Origin of the sequence: Lacibacter sp. MH-610 (assembly GCF_045780045.1) — a bacterium.
Taxonomy (GTDB): Bacteria; Bacteroidota; Bacteroidia; order Chitinophagales; family Chitinophagaceae; genus Lacibacter.
Map to the genome: position 1 here is coordinate 2,699,477 of NZ_CP116002.1, position 20,051 is coordinate 2,719,527.

Sequence of the window (20,051 nt, forward strand, 5' to 3'; positions counted from 1 at the left end):
AAAAAACATGAAGTAAGAGGTAAGAAATAACAATAAACTACAAATTATAAATTTCCCATGCTCCCTGCTATTAACCCCACATCAACCAATGCCTGGCAACTTTTAGAAGCACATGCGCAGGAAATGAAAAAGCTGCACATGAAAGATCTGTTTGCTGCTGACGCACATCGTTTTTCCCGTTTCAGCACCTGTGCAGAGGATATTGTGTTTGATTATTCCAAAAACCTTATCACTGAACAAACGATTCAACTGTTGATTCAACTGTCAAGTGAATGTGGAATCAAGGAAGCCATTGTAAGCATGTTTGCCGGTGAAAAAATCAATGAAACCGAGGGCCGTGCCGTATTGCATACTGCTTTGAGAAACTTCAGCGGCCATCCGGTATTGAGCGAAGGAAAAGATATTATGCCCGATGTACGAAACGTATTATCACAAATGAAATCTTTTTGTGCTAATATCCACAGTGGTGCATGGAAAGGTTATACGGGTAAGAAAATCAAATACATTGTAAACATTGGTATTGGCGGAAGTGATCTGGGACCGGTGATGGTAACGGAAGCATTAAAACCTTATTGGGCAGAGGGCATCGAAACTTTTTTTGTAAGCAATGTAGATGGAACGCATATTGCAGAAACCCTGAAGAAAGTAACGCCTGATGAAACGCTGTTTTTGATTGCTTCCAAAACATTTACTACCCAGGAAACCATGACCAATGCCCATACGGCACGCAACTGGTTCCTGCAACATGCCCAAGATGAATCGTTGATCGCCAAACATTTTGCAGCCCTCAGCACCAATGAAAAAGAGGTAGTAAAGTTTGGTATTGACAAAGCCAATATGTTTGAGTTCTGGGATTGGGTGGGCGGTCGTTACAGTTTATGGAGCGCCATTGGTTTATCCATAGCACTAACAATTGGCTATGATAATTTTGAACAATTGCTGAAAGGTGCTTACGCCGCCGATGAGCATTTCAAAAAAGAACCATTTGATAAAAATATTCCGGTGCTTATGGCCTTGATTGGTTTATGGTACACCAATTTCTTTGATGCAATAAGCGAAGCCATTCTCCCCTACGATCAATACCTGCACCGCTTTGCTGCTTACTTTCAACAGGGTAATATGGAAAGTAACGGTAAATATGTAAGCCGTAATGGCGAAAAAGTAAACTACAGTACAGGACCCATCATCTGGGGCGAGCCGGGCACTAATGGTCAGCATAGTTTTTATCAACTGATTCACCAGGGCACACATTTGATTCCCTGTGATTTTATTGCACCGGCCATCAGTCATAATCCTGTTGGTGATCATCATGAAAAGCTGCTCAGCAATTTTTTTGCACAAACAGAAGCGCTTATGAACGGTAAGTCAAAAGAAGAAGTGGTGGCTGAAGGTGTGAAGGAAGAATTAATTCCATTTAAAGTATTTGAAGGCAACCGTCCTTCCAATTCTATTCTTATCAAAAAAATCACTCCGTTTACATTAGGCGAGCTGATTGCATTATATGAGCACAAAATATTTGTGCAGGGTATTATCTGGAATATTTACAGCTTTGATCAATGGGGTGTGGAATTAGGCAAACAGTTAGCGAATAAAATTCTGCCGGAATTGAAAGGCGATGAAAAAGTTACGACACACGACAGCAGCACCAATGCATTGATCAATCTGTATAAGGAGATGCGCAAAAGCTGATTGGAAAATGAACGATGAAGTGAGTGACACAATATTGCCGCCATACGTACAATAGCTCGTTAAATAAAATTACAAAGCCCCGCAAAAGCGGGGCTTCTTAGTTGTTATAAGGGTGTATGAGAAAACTTAATATAAATAGTTTAATGCAATTTTATCATTGGCATTAAACGGACGGTTTACACCACTACCGATACAAGCCAGCATCCAGCTGTTAGGATCAGCACTTGTAGGTGTACCGGGAATATGGATGGCGCCAACTCCGGCAGTACCTTCGTTGTAGCGACGGCCACCGCAGCTGTAAGCACGGTTCATATAATCTGTATGACGGAAACCGATGCAATGCCCCATCTCATGTGCAATGATGGTTGCGAGATAATTAATATTTGTATTGGCATTGTACCAGTACGTGTTCATACGGATTTGATTGTATGGATTACCGCCACTGGGGAAACCTGCAGAGCCAAGTGTATTACTTACTTCATAATACGTAACAATATTAATATCGCCTGTACCTGTTACACGTTGAAATTGAAGTGTAAGATTTTCAGCATTGTAACGGGCAATCGCTTCATCCAGTGCACTTACAAAATAAGAAGCAGTTGTATTGAGTGATACGTTGATAGTTCTGGTACCACCGCTTACACTTACAAGATTGGTAGTGCGGTACTGTTCCTCACTTGCAACAAGCAATGAAGGACTGTTTACTTTCTTGCCAAGGTCTGAGGCAGGAATGAAAATATCACCTTCTACAATATAACCACCATCGGCAGCAATAACACCTTCATTGTTAAAGCCCATGGCTGCAACCTGGTTTAATACTTCCAGAGATACAGCTTCATTGTTTACTGTTTCAGCTTTTTTCTGGCAGGAATAAACAACTGCAGTTAATGTGAGCAGCATCACAAGATTTAAAAATTGTCTTCTCATGTTTGTCGGATTTAAGTTTCAGAAAATAGTTAGTGTTAAGGATTAATAAACATAATTCAATGCCGTTTGATCAGCTGATGTAAACGGACGGTTGAAAGATGATGAGGTACTTCCGCAAGCCAGCATCCAGGATCCTGCACTTGGTCCTGTAGGTGTACCGGGAATATAAACAGCACCTACTCCGGCGCTTCCTTCATTTACAGCAGAACCACCGCAACTGTAAGAGCGGTTCATATAATCTGTATGACGGAATCCGATGCAGTGACCCATTTCATGCGCAATGGTTGTAGCCAATGCATTAACTGCAATGCCTGATGTATACCAGTATGTATTCATATTGATAGTACCATAAGGATTACCACCTGAAGGGAATCCGGCAGAACCTAATGTATTGCTCACCTGGTAGTAAGTAACAATATTAATGTTAGCAGTACCGCTTGTAATACGTTGAAAACGTAAACGAAGATTTAAAGCGTTGTAACGGCGGATGGCTTCATCAGTAGCCGAAACAAAATTAGCCTGCGTCGTGTTGAGCTTTACAGTAAGCGTACGAGTACTGGTACCGGTATTTACCAGGTTAGTGGTACGGTAATGTTCCTCGTTGGCATAAATTAATTCATGCGACTGGGAAAGATTCTGCAGGTTTTCAGGAGTTAGAATGATATCACCTTCAACTAAGTAACCGCCATCAACAGCTGTAACACCTTCCGGTGAAAAACCCAGTTGTTTGATCTGGCTTAATACTTCCTGGGATACCGTAGCATCTTCAGTAGTGCTTTTCTTTTGGCAAGACCATACTGCAGCCGTAACTGTCAGCAGTAGCAATGCATTGGTTAAATGCTTTCTCATGTTTTTTTGTTTTGAGTGTGATTAAAAAAAATACCGATTTCTGAAAGCAATGGCTGATAGCTTTCAATAAGTTTACAGGTAATAACGATGAAGAAGATGGGTATAAAGAAAATTGATTACTAAAAAATAAACGGCCATTAATAAAGGATAACAAGCTCCTTCTTTTTCTCATGCTGGTTGATTTATTTCCGGAATCAATTATTTTCCGTCCTTTAAAATATTTACTTTTATGATTCCTGTAAAAGAAAAAATTGCAAGCCTGTTTCAAAAATGCAGAATCTAATTACCTTTCGTGAAAACTCCCGTAGAATTACGAATCGTTGTTTAAGGTTTGTTATTCAAACAATCATCAGCCTTACTGCGTTTTCCACATTTCCACAATTCAAATCAGTTGCACAGGTAAGTTCAAGGGAACAATTTCAAAAAACAACTTCTGCATTCAGGCAAAAACTGGAACAATGGAAGACAGATACTAATTTACTTTTTACTGTTCAGGCCCAATCAATCAATGATTGGAAAAACTGTACAGACTCACTTAAAGAAATGACTGTTATCCGTTTTTATGAGCCCACCAATACGTTTATTATTAAAACCAAACCTTCTGTTCTTAAAAACTTACTTCAATGCAAAGGGGTTCTTTTTGCAGATGATATAAAACAACCAAAAGAAGAATTGCTGCTTGGTTTTGTAGACTATGCAGTTAATGGCATTTCATTACTGCAAAGCAATCATCCCCAGTTTAACGGGAACGGATTCAATGTTTCAGTAAAAGAAAACAGGTTTGATACCAGTGATATAGATTTTAAAGGAAGAATTTTAAATGCTCCGTTTGCATCCACTATTGTTTCAGGGCATGCAAGCGCTATGGCTACAATTATTGCAGGAGGCGGTAATAACTGGAATTATACAAAAGGTGCTGCCTGGAATGCTTCCGTATCTTCCGCCGGCTTTCAAAACCTCTTACCGGAAACACCTTCTTACTACCAGCAGACACCCATACATGTACAAAATCATTCTTACGGTACTCTGGTTGAACATTTTTATGGTGCTGAGGCTGCAGCTTATGATGCATCCGTAACAACGCTGCCGCATTTGCTGCATGTTTTTTCTGTTGGCAATTCCGGAACACTTACTCCTTTAGCAGGCACTTTTACCGGTATCAGTGGTTATGCAACTATTACAGGCAATTTTAAACAGGCTAAAAACATCATCACAGTTGGTCATATTGATTCGTTCTATAATGTATTAGCTCCAAGTTCAAAAGGTCCTGCGTTTGATGGACGTATCAAACCGGAGTTAGTAGCTTTTGGTGAAGACGGCAGCAGTGGTGCAGCAGCCTTGGTTTCGGGAATTGCATTAACCTTACAACAGGCTTATCAACAAAAATCAGGATCACTACCTCCTGCTTCACTCATAAAAGCTGTATTACTCAACAGTGCAGATGATGTGGGTGTTACGGGTATTGACTTTGCATCAGGTTATGGAAATGCAAATGGATACAAAGCCATGCAAACCATTCTGAATGGCCGTTTAATGAATGGCAGTGTTGCTTCCAATACCACGCAAACATTCAACATCACGATTCCGGCAGGCATCAAACAATTAAAAATCACTTTGGCATGGACGGATCCGGCTGCTTTACCCAATACCAACAAAGCATTGATCAATGATCTTGATCTTTTACTCGAACAGAATACAGGTGGTCAAACCTGGCAACCATGGGTGCTAAGCACTTTTCCTCATAAAGATTCCATTGAAAAAGCAGCAGTACGGAAAAAAGATACGTTGAATACAGTGGAACAGATCAGCATCAACGATCCGCAACCCGGCAGTTATACCATTCGTGTGAGCAGCGGCGCTTTGAGAACCGCTTCACAGAATTTTTCAATTGCCTGGCAACTGGATTCAGTTGAAACATTTCAATGGTACTACCCTTCTAAAAATGATCATTTGCTTCTGCCCGATGCCAATGTGTTACGCTGGCAAACTTCTTATTCCGGCACCGGTCAATTACAACTGAGTACAGACAATGGAAACAACTGGCAAACCATCAGCACAAATGTTGATTTAAGTAAAGGTTATTTCAGGTATACACCACCCCGTCTTTTTACAAGGGCATTGCTGCGTATGCAAACAGGTGCTGCTGTACACACCAGTGATACGTTTACAATATCACAAAGACCGGTTACATCTGTAGGGTTTAATTGTGCAGATTCTGTAATGCTTAACTGGCAGGCATTGCCGGGTGTTACGCAATACCGTGTTGTAAAACTGGGGAATTTTTACCTGGAGCCTTTCAGGATTACCTCTGATACCTTTCTTGTTTTCAGTAAAAGAAACGAAGCTTCGGTACATTATGCAGTAGAACCGCTCATAGCTTCAAAGCCTTTAGTACGTTCTTATACTTTTGATTATAATCTACAGGGAACCGGTTGTTATATCCGCACTTTGCTGGCAGATCTTACTCTTTCCAATCAAGCGCTGTTACAATTACAACTCTCTACCATTGCAGGTGTCCGATCAGTTGCATTTGAAAAGAAAAAGAAAAATGGCTATGAACGCATCAACACCAGTTCAATCAATAACACAAATCTTCTTTATACATTTACGGATGTGCAACTCAACAACGGCCCCAACGTGTACAGGGCTGCAGTTATCTTAAATGACGGCAGAACGTTTTATAGTGATGAAGCGGTGCTGTTATTTAACGGTACCGAACCGGCTATTGTATTTCCCAATCCTGTTACACGATCACAGCCTTTGTATGTATTAGCAAAACCGGAAGATGAATTAATCATTCAGTTGGTTAACAGCAACGGTATGATCATACTCGAACAAAAGCTGAATGATATACCTGAACAAATCAATATCCATTTTCTTTCCAAAGGAATTTATTACTACCGTATCCTGAACAAACAAAATCAACGGGTGAAAAGCGGTGCAGTTATTGTAAATTAACGGCTCAGTTTAATCAAACATAACTCCTCAAAAAAGAGCCGCCGGTAAACCGGCGGCTCTCGTATTTAAATTTCAGTTTCAATTTTACCACAGACTTTGAGGATATTCTCCGCTTGCAACCAATGCATCAATGCTGCTTTGTACACCGGGAGCATCTTCTTTATACGTAACTCCAAACCACTGTGAAGAAGTGGGAATTACTTTAATCAAACCCAATTCCTCTTTAATAAACTCATCTGCCACAATAGGAATAAAAAATTCAGATTTTTCTTCGTTACCGTGTTCCTTAAGAAATTTTGAAAACAACTTAGAAGTAAGATAAAAGATGGAATCATCAAAACACCAGAAGTTCATGCTTACACTGGAGTGTACCGGTACATTGTGTTTGCCTTGTGCATCTTCATAAACAATGGCATCACCTTCTGCATAAATTTTAGTACGTTCTGCAATACTCACCAGGTTTTGATCATCATCCACCACACAAACTCCACGACTTACAGTACCGTTGGCACTAAGCGTTTTGGCGAGTTCATAACCAATGATAGCATGTTGCTCCGGGTTACAATCAGTTTTTAAAAAAGCGGCTGCTTTTTCAAAAGCATCTCTGCCATAAAAATCATCTGCGTTAATAACAGCAAATGGTTCTTTAATAGCATCTTTTGCACAAAGAACGGCATGTGCTGTACCCCATGGTTTAGTACGTGTTGCCGGCACTGTAAAATCTCCGGTTAAGGACTGAAGGGATTGATAGACGTAAGCCGTTTCAATTTTTCCCTGCAGCTTTGGTTCAAAGCTTGCTTTAAAAGCTTCTGCAAAATCTTCACGGATGATAAATACTACTTTACCAAAACCCGCTCTTATGGCATCATATATGGAATAGTCCATAATGGTTTCACCATTAGGACCAAAACCTTCCGTCTGCTTCATACTTCCGTACCGACTGGCCATGCCTGCCGCTAAAATCAATAATGTTGGTTGCATGCAATGCTTATTTTTGAGCAGGGCAAAGATAAGGAGGGAATGATTGAAAGTTTGATGCAGAACAATTAATTATCAACAGGTTGCTGTATGCAGATTGCGGAACAAATTCTCACACAACAAATACAATGGACTGCATCAACCGGTGCCATACTCCGGGCAACTGTTGCAAGGCTTGATCTTTTACATCCTGTAGTGAGCGGTAACAAATTTTTCAAACTGAAATACAACCTGGAGCAGGCGGTTAAGCAAAATAAAGGAATCATTACCATGGGCGGTGCTTATTCCAATCATCTTGCAGCAACTGCTTATGCATGTGCCATCAATCAAATTCCATCAATCGGAGTTGTTCGTGGTGAAATTGCAGAACCACTCTCTCCTACTTTTGCTTTTTGTACTTCGCAAAAGATGCAGCTTGTTTCTGTAAGCAGGTCGGGTTATCAAAGAAATTCAGCTGAGATCATTCAACTGCTGCAGCAATACCCTGATTATTTTTTTGTACCGGAAGGCGGTGATAATGACTACGGTGAAAAAGGTTGTACTGAAATACCATCACTCATTCCTCATTATGAAACCTTCACACATATAGCCTGTGCCGTGGGAACAGGAACCACCGTAAGAGGTATTGCAAAACAATCGCACCCTCATCAGCAAATCATTGCAATACCTGTACTTAAAATAAAAACGGATGAGCAGGAACAATTTGCAGAACGACATCTGAATACAAACAATTTCAAAAATATTCATCCGCTTTTTAACCATGCCGGTAAAGGCTATGCAAAATTTGATGAAACGTTGCTCCGTTTCTGCAACCGCTTTTTTGAACAAACACAAATTCCGCTGGATATTGTTTATACCGCTAAACTTTTTATGGCTGCTGAAGACCTGCTTCAAAACCTTTTACAGCCAACGCACCGTTTGCTGCTGCTTCATACAGGTGGCTTACAGGGTAATCAATCATTACCACAAGATGCGTTGTGTTATTGAGTACGGCATTATCTTTGAAGCCTGAATAGATTCAAACACCCGCAAAACATGAAGAGATCGTTGCTGTTTGTACTGGTTATCAGTTGTTGTACCCTTGCTCATGCACAAATGGATACATTACCTAATTTTTCTGTTAAGAAAAAAGCAGGTGTCATTACCGTAAGCTGGGCCAGTAATTATAAAAACGCTTCTCAAATTAATATTCAACGTTCCAAAGACAGCAACCGCAATTTCATTACCATTCACTCCACGCCTAACCCCAATGCCCGTTCTTATTCCTTTGAAGATAAACTGGCTAAGTATGACACCGGTTATTACCGTGTCTTCGTTTTGTTTGAAGGCACTAACTACTTTTTTACAAAACCCAAACGAGCCATTGAAGAAACCGGGACTGTTGTTACCGCCATTCCGGTAAAGCCGAACGAAACGGTCAAAGAAAAACCGAAGCCTGTTACCTATAATAAACCGGCAACGGAAACAAAAGAAAAACCAGAAGTAGAAATAAACAGCACCGGGCCGGTAAGTACATCCGGCAGGGAAACAAAAAAGACCATCAAAATTCCATTGCCAGCTTCCACAATACCGGTAAAAAAGGCATGGGAGCCATCTGTTTATGTTTACACAGCTGATGATGGCAATGTTGAAATCAATTTGCCGGATGCTTTGAAAAAAAACTATTCTGTTACGTTTTTAAGGGAAGAAGGCAGACCTGTATTCGCCTTACCACAAATCAAACAAACCCGTTTAAAACTGGATAAAGCAAGTTTTCTGAAATCCGGTTGGTATTATTTTGAGCTGAGAGAAAACGGCAAAGTAGTAGAGCGTAACAAGTTTCTTATAACAAGGGATAATTAATCATTCAGCCAGTTTTACATCAAATACTTCTTCAAAATAGTATTTCACTTTCTGTTTGGCTTCTTCAAAATCAATTTTACGTCCCAACTCTCTTTCAAGTGAAGTCACTTGCTTGTTTTCAATACCGCAGGGAATGATATTATTGAAGTAATTCAAATCGGTATTAACATTAAAAGCAAACCCATGCATGGTAATCCAGCGGCTGCAACGAACACCCATGGCACAGATTTTACGTTCGTTTCCTTTTTTGTCGGGATCCAGCCAAACACCTGTTTCTCCGCTGCTGCGTTCGCCTTTCAGCCCGAAGCTTTTCATAGTTAAAATAATTACCTCTTCCAGTTTACGAAGATATTTACCGATATCGGTTTCAAACTTTTCGAGGTCAAGGATGGGATAACCTACAATTTGCTGTGGCCCGTGAAAAGTGATATCGCCGCCCCTGTTGGTTGGATAATATTCAATACCACGTTCGTTCATTTCAGCTTCACTGATGAGTATGTTTTTTACATCCCCGCTTTTGCCCAAGGTATAAACAGGCGGATGCTCCACAAACAAAAGATGATGTGTGGTGCTAAGAAGCTCAGGTACAGGCTCACTTTCCCCGGAAGCCAGTTGAAGCTTTCGTTGTTCGCTCTTTACCTGCAGGTTGTTACGCAATAATTCTTCCTGGTAGTCCCAGGCTTCTTTGTAACGCATATTGCCTAAATCCTGAAAGTAAACTTGTTGCTGCATTTTGATACACGTCTGACGCAGGCGTCCTGACGAGGTTGCAAAGCTACAAGTATTTGAATGGAAATACCGCATCGCTTATTTTTGCAGGTATGGCCAACGATGAATTGCTTAATGAAGAAGAATTAGAAAATAAAGAGCTTGACAATGGAGATGGTGCCGAGGAACTTTACGAACGCAAACGCTTTATAGTAAGTGGCGGGCAGGAACCTTTGCGCATTGATAAATACCTGATGTCAAAAATTGAAGGTGCTACCCGTAATAAAATTCAACGTGGCATTGAAACGGGATTTGTTACCGTTAACGCCGGTTTTGTAAAAGCGAACTACAAAGTGAAACCCGGAGATGAGATTGTTTGTTTTTCTGATACGTCGCCTGATGAAACAGCTGTTGTGGCAGAAGAACTTCCGCTCAATATTGTGTATGAGGATGATTCAGTAATTGTTATTAATAAAGTGGCGGGCATGGTGATGCATCCCGGCAGCGGCAATTATAACGGCACATTGGTAAACGGCGTACTCTGGCATTTAAAACTGCAACAACCAGATTTAACAGAAGAGCAACTGCCACGCTTTGGTATGGTACACCGGATTGACAAGAACACCAGCGGACTGGTGGTACTGGCCAAAGATGAAAAAAGCAGTCTGCACCTGGCCAAGCAATTTTTTAATCATACAGTTCAGCGTAAATATATTGCCCTGGTTTGGGGAGATATTAAAGAAGATGCAGGAACTATTACCGGACATGTTGGTCGTCATCAACGCTTCCGTAAAATCATGGATGTATATCCTGATGGTGAATATGGTAAAGAAGCCGTTACTCATTATAAAGTGCTTGAACGATTTGGCTATACCACCTTGGTAGAATGTAAACTGGAAACAGGGCGCACACACCAGATACGTGTACACATGCAGCATATAGGACATTCGCTGTTTAATGATGACACTTATGGTGGCGACCGGATTCTGAAGGGGACGATTTATACCAAGTACAAACAGTTTGTAGAAAACTGTTTTGCCATTTGCCCCCGTCATGCACTGCATGCACAAACATTGGGTTTTGTGCATCCTAAAACGCAACAGCCCATTTTATTTGAAAGCGAACTGGCGGCTGATATGAAAGCCGTAATTGAAAAATGGAGGGTTTATACGAAAGCTAAGAATTTGCTGGATGAGTGATTACTTCACAAACATCATCTTATAATCCACATTTACTTTCCCTTTTGAAATATCATCCAGTTTGCCTTTAAGTAATTTCCTCTTTAAAGGTTTGAGATAATCAATGAACAGCTTGCCTTCAATATGGTCGTACTCGTGCAGAATTACACGGGCCGTAATGCCATCAAAGGTTTTTACATGCTCGGTAAAGTTCTCATCCATAAAGCGGATAGTAACTTCCTCAGCCCGGTAAATATCTTCACGTATTTTGGGAATACTTAAACAGCCTTCGTTATAAGCCCAGTCATCGCCCAGCAATTCTTCAACCTGTGCATTGATGAACACCTGCTTAATGCCCGGCCGGTCAGGATATAAAAGCGTTTCCTCTTCATCCATGTTGGCAAACATCTGCTGGCTGTCCACCACAAACAAACGGATATCACGGTTGATTTGTGGGGCTGCCAAACCTACCCCATTACTGGCATACATGGTTTCCCACATATCTGCAATCAGTTTTTGAAGCTCAGGATAATCTGCAGAAATATCTTTCCCCGTTTTTCTTAAAACATCAGCTCCGTATGCTACGATTGGTAAAATCATTTGATTTCAGATTGGCGATTTCAGATTGCAGATTAACTCAACATTCATAAACCGCTTATTTAATTTAAACTGCAAATATAACAGGCAGTGATGGATTTTCCTGTACTTCGTACCTCGTACTTCTTACCTCGTACTTCTTCCCATATATTCCTGCAGCATAATAGTGGCTGCAATTTCATCCACCAGTTTTTTATCTCTTCGTTGCTTTTTCTTTAACCCCATTTCCAGCATGGCATCCTTGGCCATTTTGGAAGTAAAACGTTCATCCACTGTTTCAACAGGCATATTGGGGAAATGTTTTCTGAGTTGTTTGATGGCATTTTCCACTAATGGAGTGGCGTGCGTGGCGCTATCATCCATATTCAGCGGCATGCCGATGATGATTTTTTCTACCTGTTCTTTACTGAAATAATCTTTCAGGAATTTGATGAAGTCTTTCGTGTCAATAGTAGTTAATCCTGTTGCAATAATCTGCAGAGGATCCGTAACAGCGATGCCGGTGCGTTTGCCGCCGTAGTCTATGCAAAGGATTCGTGCCATTCAAAGACGAAGTTAATGGTTCATGGGAAATGGTTCATAGACGCCGCTCAGAGTGAGTCTCTCAGCTTTGTAATCATTTTACAAAGGGTTTCATAATTGTCATACATCTGCTTAAAAATTTCTTGAGATATATAATTTCTTTTGATGGCCAGAAATAAACACGCCACTACTTCAATTGCCGACCTCAGTGCAATAGAAAGAAACCGCCTGAACTCAGGTTTCGATTGACCTGTACTGCCTTCTGCAATATTTAATACAACTGAATCGGCGGCACGTTTAATTTGAGAAGCAAGACTGAATCGCTCTTCTATTGGAAATTGCTTTGCAAGCTTATCGACTTCATTTGAAAGATCAACAGCATTATTCCAAACTTTAAGATCTTCGAAACGAAACGCCAGATAGAGATGATTAAAGTATGTACGATACTATGAACTATTTTCCATGAACCATTACCCTTATAATAAAATATCAGTTATCACAAACACCGCAAACACTACACTTGCTATGCCATTCGTTGTAAAGAAAGCCATGTTCACTTTGCTTAAATCATCCGGCTTTACCAGCAGGTGCTGATAAATCAATAATCCGATAAACAAACAAACTCCAATCCAGTAGGATGTTCCAAAGCTTCCATACCAACCTGCAGCAATAATGCACAATGCACTTAACACATGCAATACTTCACTCACCCGCAATGCTTTTGATTTACCGAGCCATGCCGGAATGGATTTGAGTTTATACTTCTTATCAAACTCTTCATCCTGCAAGGCATAAATAATATCAAAGCCGCTTACCCAAAACAAAACGGTGAAAGAAAACAAGATGGGTAATACCTCAAACTTTCCTGTAACGGCGAGATAAGCTCCAATGGGTGCCAAACTCAAACCTAAACCCAATACCAAATGACAAAGCGGTGTAAAGCGTTTTGTGAAGCTATAACCCAGCACTACCAATAAAGCCACAGGCGATAATGCAAAGCATAATGTATTGATGAAAAAAGTAGTTATAATGAATAACGCACTCATGATGATGGTGAAGAGCAATGCACTGTTGGCACTGATGATGCCTGCAGGAATTTCACGGATGGCAGTACGTGGATTCTGTGTATCAAAGCTTCTGTCTAAATAGCGGTTAAAGGCCATGGCTGCACTGCGGGCGAAGACCATGCAGAGAAGGACATAAAGGAGTTTTGGTAATATGTCCTCCCATTCAATAGTAATTTGCATACTATTAAAAAACTCCTTTTCAAATTTTATATTTTGAAATGGAATAACAATTTCAACACCTTCAGGGTAATAAAATAATCCAATGAAAAATCCAATCAACGCAAACGGCAATGCAAATACAGTATGAGAAAATTTAATGAGGGAGAGATAGTTTTTTACTGCGGACATGCTGCAAATATAGGAGTGTTTCAAAACTCCACTTTAGGGCTTGAGGTTACATGCATTCTCACCATTTCCCACAACACCACTCCTGCCGCCACACTTATGTTTAATGAATGCTTCATACCCAACTGCGGTATTTCAATACAACCGTCGCACTGCGCCAAGGTGCTTTGCTCCACACCCATGGCCTCATTGCCAAAGATGAGCGCCAGTTTATCATCCGCTTTTCTGCTGAACTGTTCCAGCGAAATACTTTTCTCCACCTGTTCAATGCCATACACTTGATAGCCATCAGCTTTGAGCAATTGAATAGCTTCATCTGTAGTACTGAAATAATTCCATTGAACCGTTTCAGTAGCGCCTAATGCTGTTTTATGAATATCCCTGTGCGGTGGTTGCGGTGTATAGCCAATCAAATAGATAGCTTCGATCAAAAACGCATCTGCTGTGCGGAATACCGAGCCCACATTCTGCATGCTGCGGATATTTTCCAGCACCACGATGATTTTATTCTTTTCAGCCTGTTTGAATTCATCAATGGATTTGCGGTTGAGTTCATCCATTTCTAATTTTCGCATCGGGCAAAGATAGTTGACGGCTGGCAGATGAAAGTTAACAGCGCTTCAATTGACGGGTATGCTGAGCAATAAACAGTTGTTGAAAGGCTGCGGGATTGAAGCGTATACCCCGCTGAGGCTATTGTGCCTGGCTTTGTGGCGGAGTAGCAGCGAAAAGCCCGATAACTGCTCACAACAGCATCTCCGCCCACAGCCCCACAGGCTTTTGCCAATTACCCTGTTTCAACTACCTTCGCATCCGATTTTCAATTTAAAAATTTCAAATTTTCAAATATTATGGCTTACGACGTTATTGTTCTCGGCAGCGGTCCCGGTGGTTATCCGGCTGCAATCCGTGCTTCACAGCTTGGTTTTAAAGTTGCAATTGTTGAAAAAGAAAGTCTGGGTGGTGTGTGCTTGAACTGGGGTTGTATTCCTACCAAAGCATTGTTGAAAAGTGCGCAGGTGTATGAATACATGAAGCACAGTGCTGATTACGGTATCAATGCCAATGGAGTGCAGCATGATTTTGGTGCGGTGGTAAAACGCAGCCGTGGTGTGGCTGATAAGATGAGCAAGGGCGTGCAGTTCCTGATGAAGAAGAATAAGATTGATGTGATTATGGGTTACGGAAAAATTGCCGGCAAAGGCAAACTGGAAGTGACTGCAGCAGACGGTAAAAAACAGATTGTAGAAGGAAAATATATTGTAATTGCTACCGGCGGTCGCAGTCGTGTATTGCCCAGCATGCCGCAGGATGGTAAAAAAATCATCGGTTACCGTGAAGCAATGGTATTGCCCACACAACCCAAGAGCATGATCATTGTAGGAAGTGGTGCTATTGGTGTTGAGTTTGCTGATTTCTATAACAGCATGGGTACGAAAGTAACCATCGTTGAATTTATGCCTCGTGTTGTACCTGTGGAAGATGAAGACATTTCCAAAGAACTGGAAAAGCAATTCAAGAAAAAAGGAATTGCCATCATGACTAGTGCTGAAGTAACAAAAGTTGATACCAGCGGCGCCGGTGTAAAAGCAACAGTGAAAACGGCAAGCGGTGAACAGGTATTGGAAGCCGATATTTTATTGAGTGCTGCAGGTGTAGTGGCCAATATTGAAAACATTGGTTTGGAAGAGAACGGCATTAAAACAGAAAAAGGAAAAATCGTAGTAGATAAGTTTGGTCAAACTTCAATGCCGGGCATTTATGCCATTGGTGATGTGGCTCCCGGACAAGCATTGGCACACGTAGCAGGTAAAGAAGGTATTAATGCTGCAGAGTATATTGGTTACCTGGAAAAGAAATATCATCATACGCCCGAAGCAATGGATTACAACAACATTCCCGGTTGTACCTATTGCACACCGGAGATTGCGAGTGTTGGTTATACAGAGAAAGCAGCCAAAGAAGCTGGTTATGAAGTGAAAGTGGGTAAGTTTCCTTTTATGGCCAGTGGTAAAGCAAGTGCTGCCGGTAGTACGGAGGGTTTTGTAAAAGTAATTTTTGATGCTAAGTACGGTGAGTTTCTTGGTGCACACATGATTGGCAGCAATGTAACAGAGATGATTGCTGAAGTGGTAGTAGCTCGTAAACTGGAGACAACTTATCATGAAATCCTGAACGGTGTACACCCCCATCCTACTATGAGTGAAGCGGTAAAAGAAGCTACTGCTGCTGCTTATGGCGAAGCGATTGATATTTAAACCATCCAAAAAGATTTTTTTAAAAGTCCTGTAACAATACAGGACTTTTTATTTGGGGGATACTGACCGGAAGCTCATTTTAAGTATGGGTGTTACATTTTCAAACATTCATTCAGTTTAAGTTCTTTTCACCGGTTTTGGGAATTGTTAAACAAGAGTGAGCCTTCAAACGTTAAAGCATCTGTAAAAACGGGTTATTGTCAGCAGCAATACATCCACCGCCTTGTTTTAAGTACAATTTTGAGTGTAAATTGCAAGACTACTGATAAAAACGAAAAACCATGTGGAGTAAACTGATTACCGGTGTATTTTCTCTGAGCAGCATGTTCCAGGTACTATCCTGTGCTTCGGGCGAAGGCAAACAAATAAGTATGAACAAAATGGATAATAATCTTACAACAGCCGCCGTTGGTATGAACGACGATGTGCAGAAAACCGATACCGCCACTTTTGGCGCCGGTTGTTTCTGGTGTGTGGAAGCCATCTTTCAACAGGTGGAAGGTGTATTGAAAGTAAAAAGCGGTTATTGCGGCGGGCATGTTAAAAACCCTACTTATGAAGAAGTGTGCAGCAAAACTACCGGGCATGCAGAAGTGGCGCAGATTGTATTTGACCCAAAGGTTATAAGCTATGATGAATTGCTGGAAATATTCTGGAAGACCCATGACCCTACTACTTTAAACCGACAGGGCAACGATGTGGGTCCACAATACAGAAGCGCTGTATTTTATCACAACGAAGAACAAAAAAAGAAAGCATCTTATTACAAAGCGGAGCTTGAAAAAAACAAAGTATTTGACAAACCGATTGTAACTACGATTGAGCCCTATAAAAATTACAGTGAGGCTGAAAACTATCATCAGAACTATTACAATCTCAATAAGAACAATAATCCTTACTGTTACTATGTAATTAAACCAAAGCTTGAAAAATTTGAGCAGGTGTTTAAAAACAAAATGAGGAAGAATTAACTTCCTCATTTGCGGTATCCAGTCAACATTTAAACAGTTATTGCTTGATGATTTTCTGCTGCATCGCTCCGGAACTGTTCTTTAAAACAGCTATATAATTACCGGGCATAACAGCAGAGAGTCCTTCCACGCTTGTATTATTCATACCCGGCTGTATTTCCACTGGTTTGGTAAAAATCAAACGACCATTGTAATCGTAAAGATTTAAAGCTGCTTTTTCTTTTTTATCGGAATAATACTGCATCTGAATCTGGTCATTAACAAGACTTGGATAAATCTTAAACGATTCCTTTCCGCCTGCAGCGGAATTAAATTTTAAAACTGAACTATAAACAGTACTTCCCCCTGCATAGCTGATTCGTAAACGATAATAAGACAGTTCAACAAAATCATGATCTGTATATGTGTATCGTAAAACACCGGGAGAAGTTTGTATTTCATTCAAAGCTTCAAACTTCATATCGCCGTTTGCCTTTTCCAGAATTACTGATTGGAATTTTTCAGGCTCTGAAAGTTCATACTGCAAACGAACCTGTCTATCTGATGCGGTTCCGTTAAAATTAACAACAGGGTTACCCGGTAAAATACCATTTTGATAAGTAAATCTTTTAAAATACACAGAACGATAACGTACTTCTGAAACTGTGGAAGAATTGTTTGCCCCGATACGCACCCGTATTGTATTAACACCGGTATTTACAACTGTAAACATTACATTTTTGGCTGCCGTATCAATACCGGGATAAGACCAACCGGAGATATTTCTGCCTCTTATCCATCCGGGTACCTGGTTAACACTTATTTCGCTGGTGGAGGTTGAATGATTGTAATAACCATTTAACATCTGGATCTGGTCTGTTTCATACAATACACCTGATGCATAAGTAACACCATCCACATCAATGGGAGACATGGGTACGCTTGCCTGGTTCATAAGAGTACTTGTACCTGCCGTGTAAAAACGAAACTCAAATTCTATATAGCCATTAGCTCCGGGGTTTACTAAAATAAATGGTTGAAAGGCATCATCAAATCCCGTCCAGCCTTCATCAAGTTTATCTAATGAAACACCACCGGTGAAATTGATGATCTCAACCCTTGCGTCAACCCCGGGTTTTACATTTTGAAACCTGTAAATAGCACCGGGCTGTAAGTCTGTGCCGGAAAGAAGTGTTGCGTTTTTGAAAACGTAATCAGGTTGTGCAAATCCTGAAAATGTAAGGAGTAAACAAATCAAAGCAAAAACTGCCTTGTACAGGTGTAAAAAAGTTTTCATCTGGGTACTGTTTGGTTAATTAAGTAGGTACGTAGGCTTCCCAGGATAAGATATTCGTGCTTTTCAGAGGATCAGGATCTGAGAATAAAAATAAATAGTAACACTTAGCTTTGCAAGTAAAAGTCTTATTTATTTTCGGAAAATACTGTTTTAAGGAATTGCAACACGTAATGTTACGATAAAACACCTCGTACTATTACTTAAATCGAACTCTTCTTAACTCAAGCCAGTTTAATGCATTGGGCTTAAAGTTTTGCACCTGTGGCTGCACCAAATGTATTACCATATCATACCAAACAGGTACCACCGGTGCATCATTGATGATGATTTGATCCATTTGCTGATAGAGTTTGTAACGAATGGAATCATTGGGCTCTTTTGTACTTTGTTCATACAAAGCATCAAATGCCGGATTGTTGTAACGGGTATAGTTTGGCGGTGATGGATTCTTAGAATAGAAGACAGAAAAATAATTCTCAGCATCGGGATAATCTGCTATCCAACTGGCACGAAAAAACAATGCCTGATTCTTGGCTGTTTGTGTGAGCAATAAACTTTTTTGAATCGCTTCTACCTGTACAACGAATCCAATATCCTGAAGTTCTCTTGCAATATAACCGGCAAGATCCGCATAAATCGGAATGGTTAATAGCTTGATGGCAGGCGGCGGATGCTGTTCATCAAACCCAGCTTCTTTCAATAATGCCTTTGCTTTTTGTGGATCATAGTTATATCCCTTCACAATATTGGTATCAAAGCTGGGCAACCCCATGGGCACAAAACCACTTTCAGCCGGTGTACCAATTGAATTGCGCAAGTACAACATCAACTTTCGTTTGTCAAACCCATAGTTAATAGCCTGCCGAATGGCTTTTAACCGTAAGGGAGAATTTTTTACTAACGGATTACTTCCATCAACCAATATGCCGAGGTATTCAATATTGAGATAAGGATGTTTGTTGAGTACAATCTTTCCTTCCCACTCTTTTCTGAGTTCACCGTTACGGGTTAGAATTTCATCTTTGAACGAAGCTTCAATATCATTCACAAAATCCAGCCGCTTTTGCCGGAACTCTAAAAACTCCGTAGCCTTACTGTCAAGAAAAGAAACTTTGATGCCATCCAGGTAAGGCAGTCGCTTACCCTTTTCATCCCGCTCAAAATAATTTTCATGCTTGGTGAGAATCAACGCTTGCCCCTCTTCCCATGCTTTGAACCGGAAGGGTCCGCTACCAACCGGATTACGTCGGAAATCAGTTTTGTATTTTTCAACTGCTTCCTTTGGCACAATGGAACAATACACATTGCTTAACACACCTAAAATCTGCACAAAAGGCTTTAGTAAGTTTAATTGAAAAGTAGAATCGTTCAAGGCTATAAAACCGGTGGCGGCATCCACACGGTTATTGAAAATCCAGGCACCGGGGCTGGCCGTATTTTTATCCATCAACCGTTGAAAGCTGTACACCACATCGTTGGCTACCACTTTTCGGCCTTTACCATTTGCAAAGCAACTGTTATCATGAAAAAAAACATCTGTACGAAGATGAAAGGTAATGTGCAACCTGTCAGTACTGATGTCCCAGCTTTTGGAAAGTGAAGGAACAATGTGCAGTTGCTCATCTGTTTCCACCAATGTACTGAACAATTGATGTACCGCCCATATATTGGATTGGTTTTTAGCAAAAGCAGGATCTAAGGAACTGATACCGGTGGTTTCATTATAGTGAAAAAAGTTTTGTTCTTTACGCTTGGAATTGGAACAGGAGATGTTGAATGAACAATAAAAAAGAAAAAATGCTGCATGAAGAAGTGATGGCCAATGCCTGAATAATTGTATTGTATTTTTAACCAACTTCATACTGAATTAGCACTAAATTTATAAC

The 20,051-nt window shown here is 40.6% G+C and carries 18 protein-coding genes; 7 read left to right on the forward strand and 11 right to left on the reverse strand.

Annotated features, from left to right (window positions below):
* The first annotated feature begins 57 nt into the window (after nt 1-57).
* Complete coding sequence (gene pgi / locus PDL71_RS12495) at nt 58-1,689, forward strand: glucose-6-phosphate isomerase (RefSeq protein WP_407521498.1); 1,632 nt, start codon at nt 58-60, stop codon at nt 1,687-1,689.
* Between the two features lie 126 nt (nt 1,690-1,815).
* Here pgi and PDL71_RS12500 read toward each other — a convergent pair whose 3' ends face one another.
* Entirely contained in the window at nt 1,816-2,616 is an 801-nt protein-coding gene (locus PDL71_RS12500) for a M57 family metalloprotease (protein WP_407521500.1), read from the reverse strand.
* A gap of 42 nt (nt 2,617-2,658) precedes the next feature.
* Complete coding sequence (locus PDL71_RS12505) at nt 2,659-3,465, reverse strand: M57 family metalloprotease (protein WP_407521502.1); 807 nt, start codon at nt 3,463-3,465, stop codon at nt 2,659-2,661.
* A gap of 270 nt (nt 3,466-3,735) precedes the next feature.
* Here PDL71_RS12505 and PDL71_RS12510 point away from each other — a divergent pair, with 270 nt between their 5' ends.
* Nucleotides 3,736-6,423 (forward strand): S8 family peptidase, encoded by a 2,688-nt coding sequence (locus tag PDL71_RS12510; protein WP_407521504.1) that lies wholly within the window; start codon nt 3,736-3,738, stop codon nt 6,421-6,423.
* A gap of 84 nt (nt 6,424-6,507) precedes the next feature.
* Here PDL71_RS12510 and PDL71_RS12515 read toward each other — a convergent pair whose 3' ends face one another.
* Nucleotides 6,508-7,404, reverse strand: a complete 897-nt coding sequence (locus PDL71_RS12515) for a sugar phosphate nucleotidyltransferase (protein ID WP_407521506.1) — start codon at nt 7,402-7,404, stop codon at nt 6,508-6,510.
* An 87-nt stretch (nt 7,405-7,491) separates the two neighbouring features.
* Here PDL71_RS12515 and PDL71_RS12520 point away from each other — a divergent pair, with 87 nt between their 5' ends.
* Together PDL71_RS12520 and PDL71_RS12525 are read left to right on the forward strand one after the other, a co-directional pair.
* On the forward strand, nt 7,492-8,388 hold the full coding sequence (locus PDL71_RS12520) for a 1-aminocyclopropane-1-carboxylate deaminase/D-cysteine desulfhydrase (protein ID WP_407521508.1): 897 nt from the start codon (nt 7,492-7,494) through the stop codon (nt 8,386-8,388).
* 48 nt (nt 8,389-8,436) lie between these two features.
* Nucleotides 8,437-9,243, forward strand: coding sequence for a hypothetical protein (locus PDL71_RS12525; protein WP_407521510.1), 807 nt, complete (start codon nt 8,437-8,439; stop codon nt 9,241-9,243).
* On the opposite strand, the gene lipB is transcribed toward PDL71_RS12525, so the two are convergent.
* Nucleotides 9,244-9,975, reverse strand: a complete 732-nt coding sequence (gene lipB / locus PDL71_RS12530) for a lipoyl(octanoyl) transferase LipB (protein ID WP_407521512.1) — start codon at nt 9,973-9,975, stop codon at nt 9,244-9,246.
* 89 nt (nt 9,976-10,064) lie between these two features.
* Here lipB and PDL71_RS12535 point away from each other — a divergent pair, with 89 nt between their 5' ends.
* Entirely contained in the window at nt 10,065-11,150 is a 1,086-nt protein-coding gene (locus PDL71_RS12535; protein ID WP_407528404.1) for an RluA family pseudouridine synthase, read from the forward strand.
* Here PDL71_RS12535 and def read toward each other — a convergent pair whose 3' ends face one another.
* From def to PDL71_RS12560, 5 genes are all read right to left on the reverse strand, one after another.
* Entirely contained in the window at nt 11,151-11,729 is a 579-nt protein-coding gene (gene def / locus PDL71_RS12540) for a peptide deformylase (RefSeq protein ID WP_407521514.1), read from the reverse strand.
* 123 nt (nt 11,730-11,852) lie between these two features.
* The gene (gene ruvX, locus PDL71_RS12545; RefSeq protein WP_407521516.1) at nt 11,853-12,269 is read right to left on the reverse strand and encodes a Holliday junction resolvase RuvX; all 417 of its coding nucleotides are present in this window, start codon (nt 12,267-12,269) and stop codon (nt 11,853-11,855) included.
* A 47-nt stretch (nt 12,270-12,316) separates the two neighbouring features.
* Complete coding sequence (locus PDL71_RS12550; RefSeq protein ID WP_407528406.1) at nt 12,317-12,667, reverse strand: four helix bundle protein; 351 nt, start codon at nt 12,665-12,667, stop codon at nt 12,317-12,319.
* A gap of 57 nt (nt 12,668-12,724) precedes the next feature.
* Entirely contained in the window at nt 12,725-13,663 is a 939-nt protein-coding gene (locus PDL71_RS12555; protein WP_407521518.1) for a UbiA-like polyprenyltransferase, read from the reverse strand.
* Between the two features lie 20 nt (nt 13,664-13,683).
* Nucleotides 13,684-14,235: an RNA methyltransferase gene (locus PDL71_RS12560; RefSeq protein WP_407521520.1), complete on the reverse strand. Its 552-nt coding sequence runs from the start codon at nt 14,233-14,235 to the stop codon at nt 13,684-13,686.
* 276 nt (nt 14,236-14,511) lie between these two features.
* Between PDL71_RS12560 and lpdA the strand changes: the two genes are divergently transcribed.
* Nucleotides 14,512-15,918 carry a dihydrolipoyl dehydrogenase gene (gene lpdA / locus PDL71_RS12565; RefSeq protein ID WP_407521522.1) on the forward strand — a complete coding sequence of 469 codons (1,407 nt, stop codon included), beginning with the start codon at nt 14,512-14,514 and terminating at the stop codon, nt 15,916-15,918.
* Between the two features lie 281 nt (nt 15,919-16,199).
* Nucleotides 16,200-16,889: a peptide-methionine (S)-S-oxide reductase MsrA gene (gene msrA, locus PDL71_RS12570; RefSeq protein ID WP_407521524.1), complete on the forward strand. Its 690-nt coding sequence runs from the start codon at nt 16,200-16,202 to the stop codon at nt 16,887-16,889.
* 37 nt (nt 16,890-16,926) lie between these two features.
* On the opposite strand, the gene PDL71_RS12575 is transcribed toward msrA, so the two are convergent.
* Both PDL71_RS12575 and PDL71_RS12580 read right to left on the reverse strand, forming a co-directional pair.
* Entirely contained in the window at nt 16,927-18,165 is a 1,239-nt protein-coding gene (locus PDL71_RS12575; RefSeq protein ID WP_407521526.1) for a T9SS type A sorting domain-containing protein, read from the reverse strand.
* A 196-nt stretch (nt 18,166-18,361) separates the two neighbouring features.
* Nucleotides 18,362-20,026: an ABC transporter substrate-binding protein gene (locus PDL71_RS12580; protein WP_407521528.1), complete on the reverse strand. Its 1,665-nt coding sequence runs from the start codon at nt 20,024-20,026 to the stop codon at nt 18,362-18,364.
* Between the last annotated feature and the right edge of the window lie 25 nt (nt 20,027-20,051).

Excerpts from the sequence above, each read along its gene's own strand:
- PDL71_RS12510 (WP_407521504.1), top strand. The coding sequence starts at position 3,736 with ATGCAGAATCTAATTACCTTTCGTGAAAACTCCCGTAGAATTACGAAT.
- PDL71_RS12555 (WP_407521518.1), bottom strand. The coding sequence starts at position 13,663 with ATGTCCGCAGTAAAAAACTATCTCTCCCTCATTAAATTTTCTCATACT.
- PDL71_RS12535 (WP_407528404.1), top strand. The coding sequence starts at position 10,065 with ATGGCCAACGATGAATTGCTTAATGAAGAAGAATTAGAAAATAAAGAG.
- lpdA (WP_407521522.1), top strand. The coding sequence starts at position 14,512 with ATGGCTTACGACGTTATTGTTCTCGGCAGCGGTCCCGGTGGTTATCCG.
- lipB (WP_407521512.1), bottom strand. The coding sequence starts at position 9,975 with ATGCAGCAACAAGTTTACTTTCAGGATTTAGGCAATATGCGTTACAAA.
- def (WP_407521514.1), bottom strand. The coding sequence starts at position 11,729 with ATGATTTTACCAATCGTAGCATACGGAGCTGATGTTTTAAGAAAAACG.
- PDL71_RS12500 (WP_407521500.1), bottom strand. The coding sequence starts at position 2,616 with ATGAGAAGACAATTTTTAAATCTTGTGATGCTGCTCACATTAACTGCA.
- PDL71_RS12575 (WP_407521526.1), bottom strand. The coding sequence starts at position 18,165 with ATGAAAACTTTTTTACACCTGTACAAGGCAGTTTTTGCTTTGATTTGT.
- pgi (WP_407521498.1), top strand. The coding sequence starts at position 58 with ATGCTCCCTGCTATTAACCCCACATCAACCAATGCCTGGCAACTTTTA.
- PDL71_RS12520 (WP_407521508.1), top strand. The coding sequence starts at position 7,492 with ATGCAGATTGCGGAACAAATTCTCACACAACAAATACAATGGACTGCA.
- PDL71_RS12505 (WP_407521502.1), bottom strand. The coding sequence starts at position 3,465 with ATGAGAAAGCATTTAACCAATGCATTGCTACTGCTGACAGTTACGGCT.
- PDL71_RS12560 (WP_407521520.1), bottom strand. The coding sequence starts at position 14,235 with ATGCGAAAATTAGAAATGGATGAACTCAACCGCAAATCCATTGATGAA.
- msrA (WP_407521524.1), top strand. The coding sequence starts at position 16,200 with ATGTGGAGTAAACTGATTACCGGTGTATTTTCTCTGAGCAGCATGTTC.
- ruvX (WP_407521516.1), bottom strand. The coding sequence starts at position 12,269 with ATGGCACGAATCCTTTGCATAGACTACGGCGGCAAACGCACCGGCATC.
- PDL71_RS12580 (WP_407521528.1), bottom strand. The coding sequence starts at position 20,026 with ATGAAGTTGGTTAAAAATACAATACAATTATTCAGGCATTGGCCATCA.
- PDL71_RS12525 (WP_407521510.1), top strand. The coding sequence starts at position 8,437 with ATGAAGAGATCGTTGCTGTTTGTACTGGTTATCAGTTGTTGTACCCTT.
- PDL71_RS12515 (WP_407521506.1), bottom strand. The coding sequence starts at position 7,404 with ATGCAACCAACATTATTGATTTTAGCGGCAGGCATGGCCAGTCGGTAC.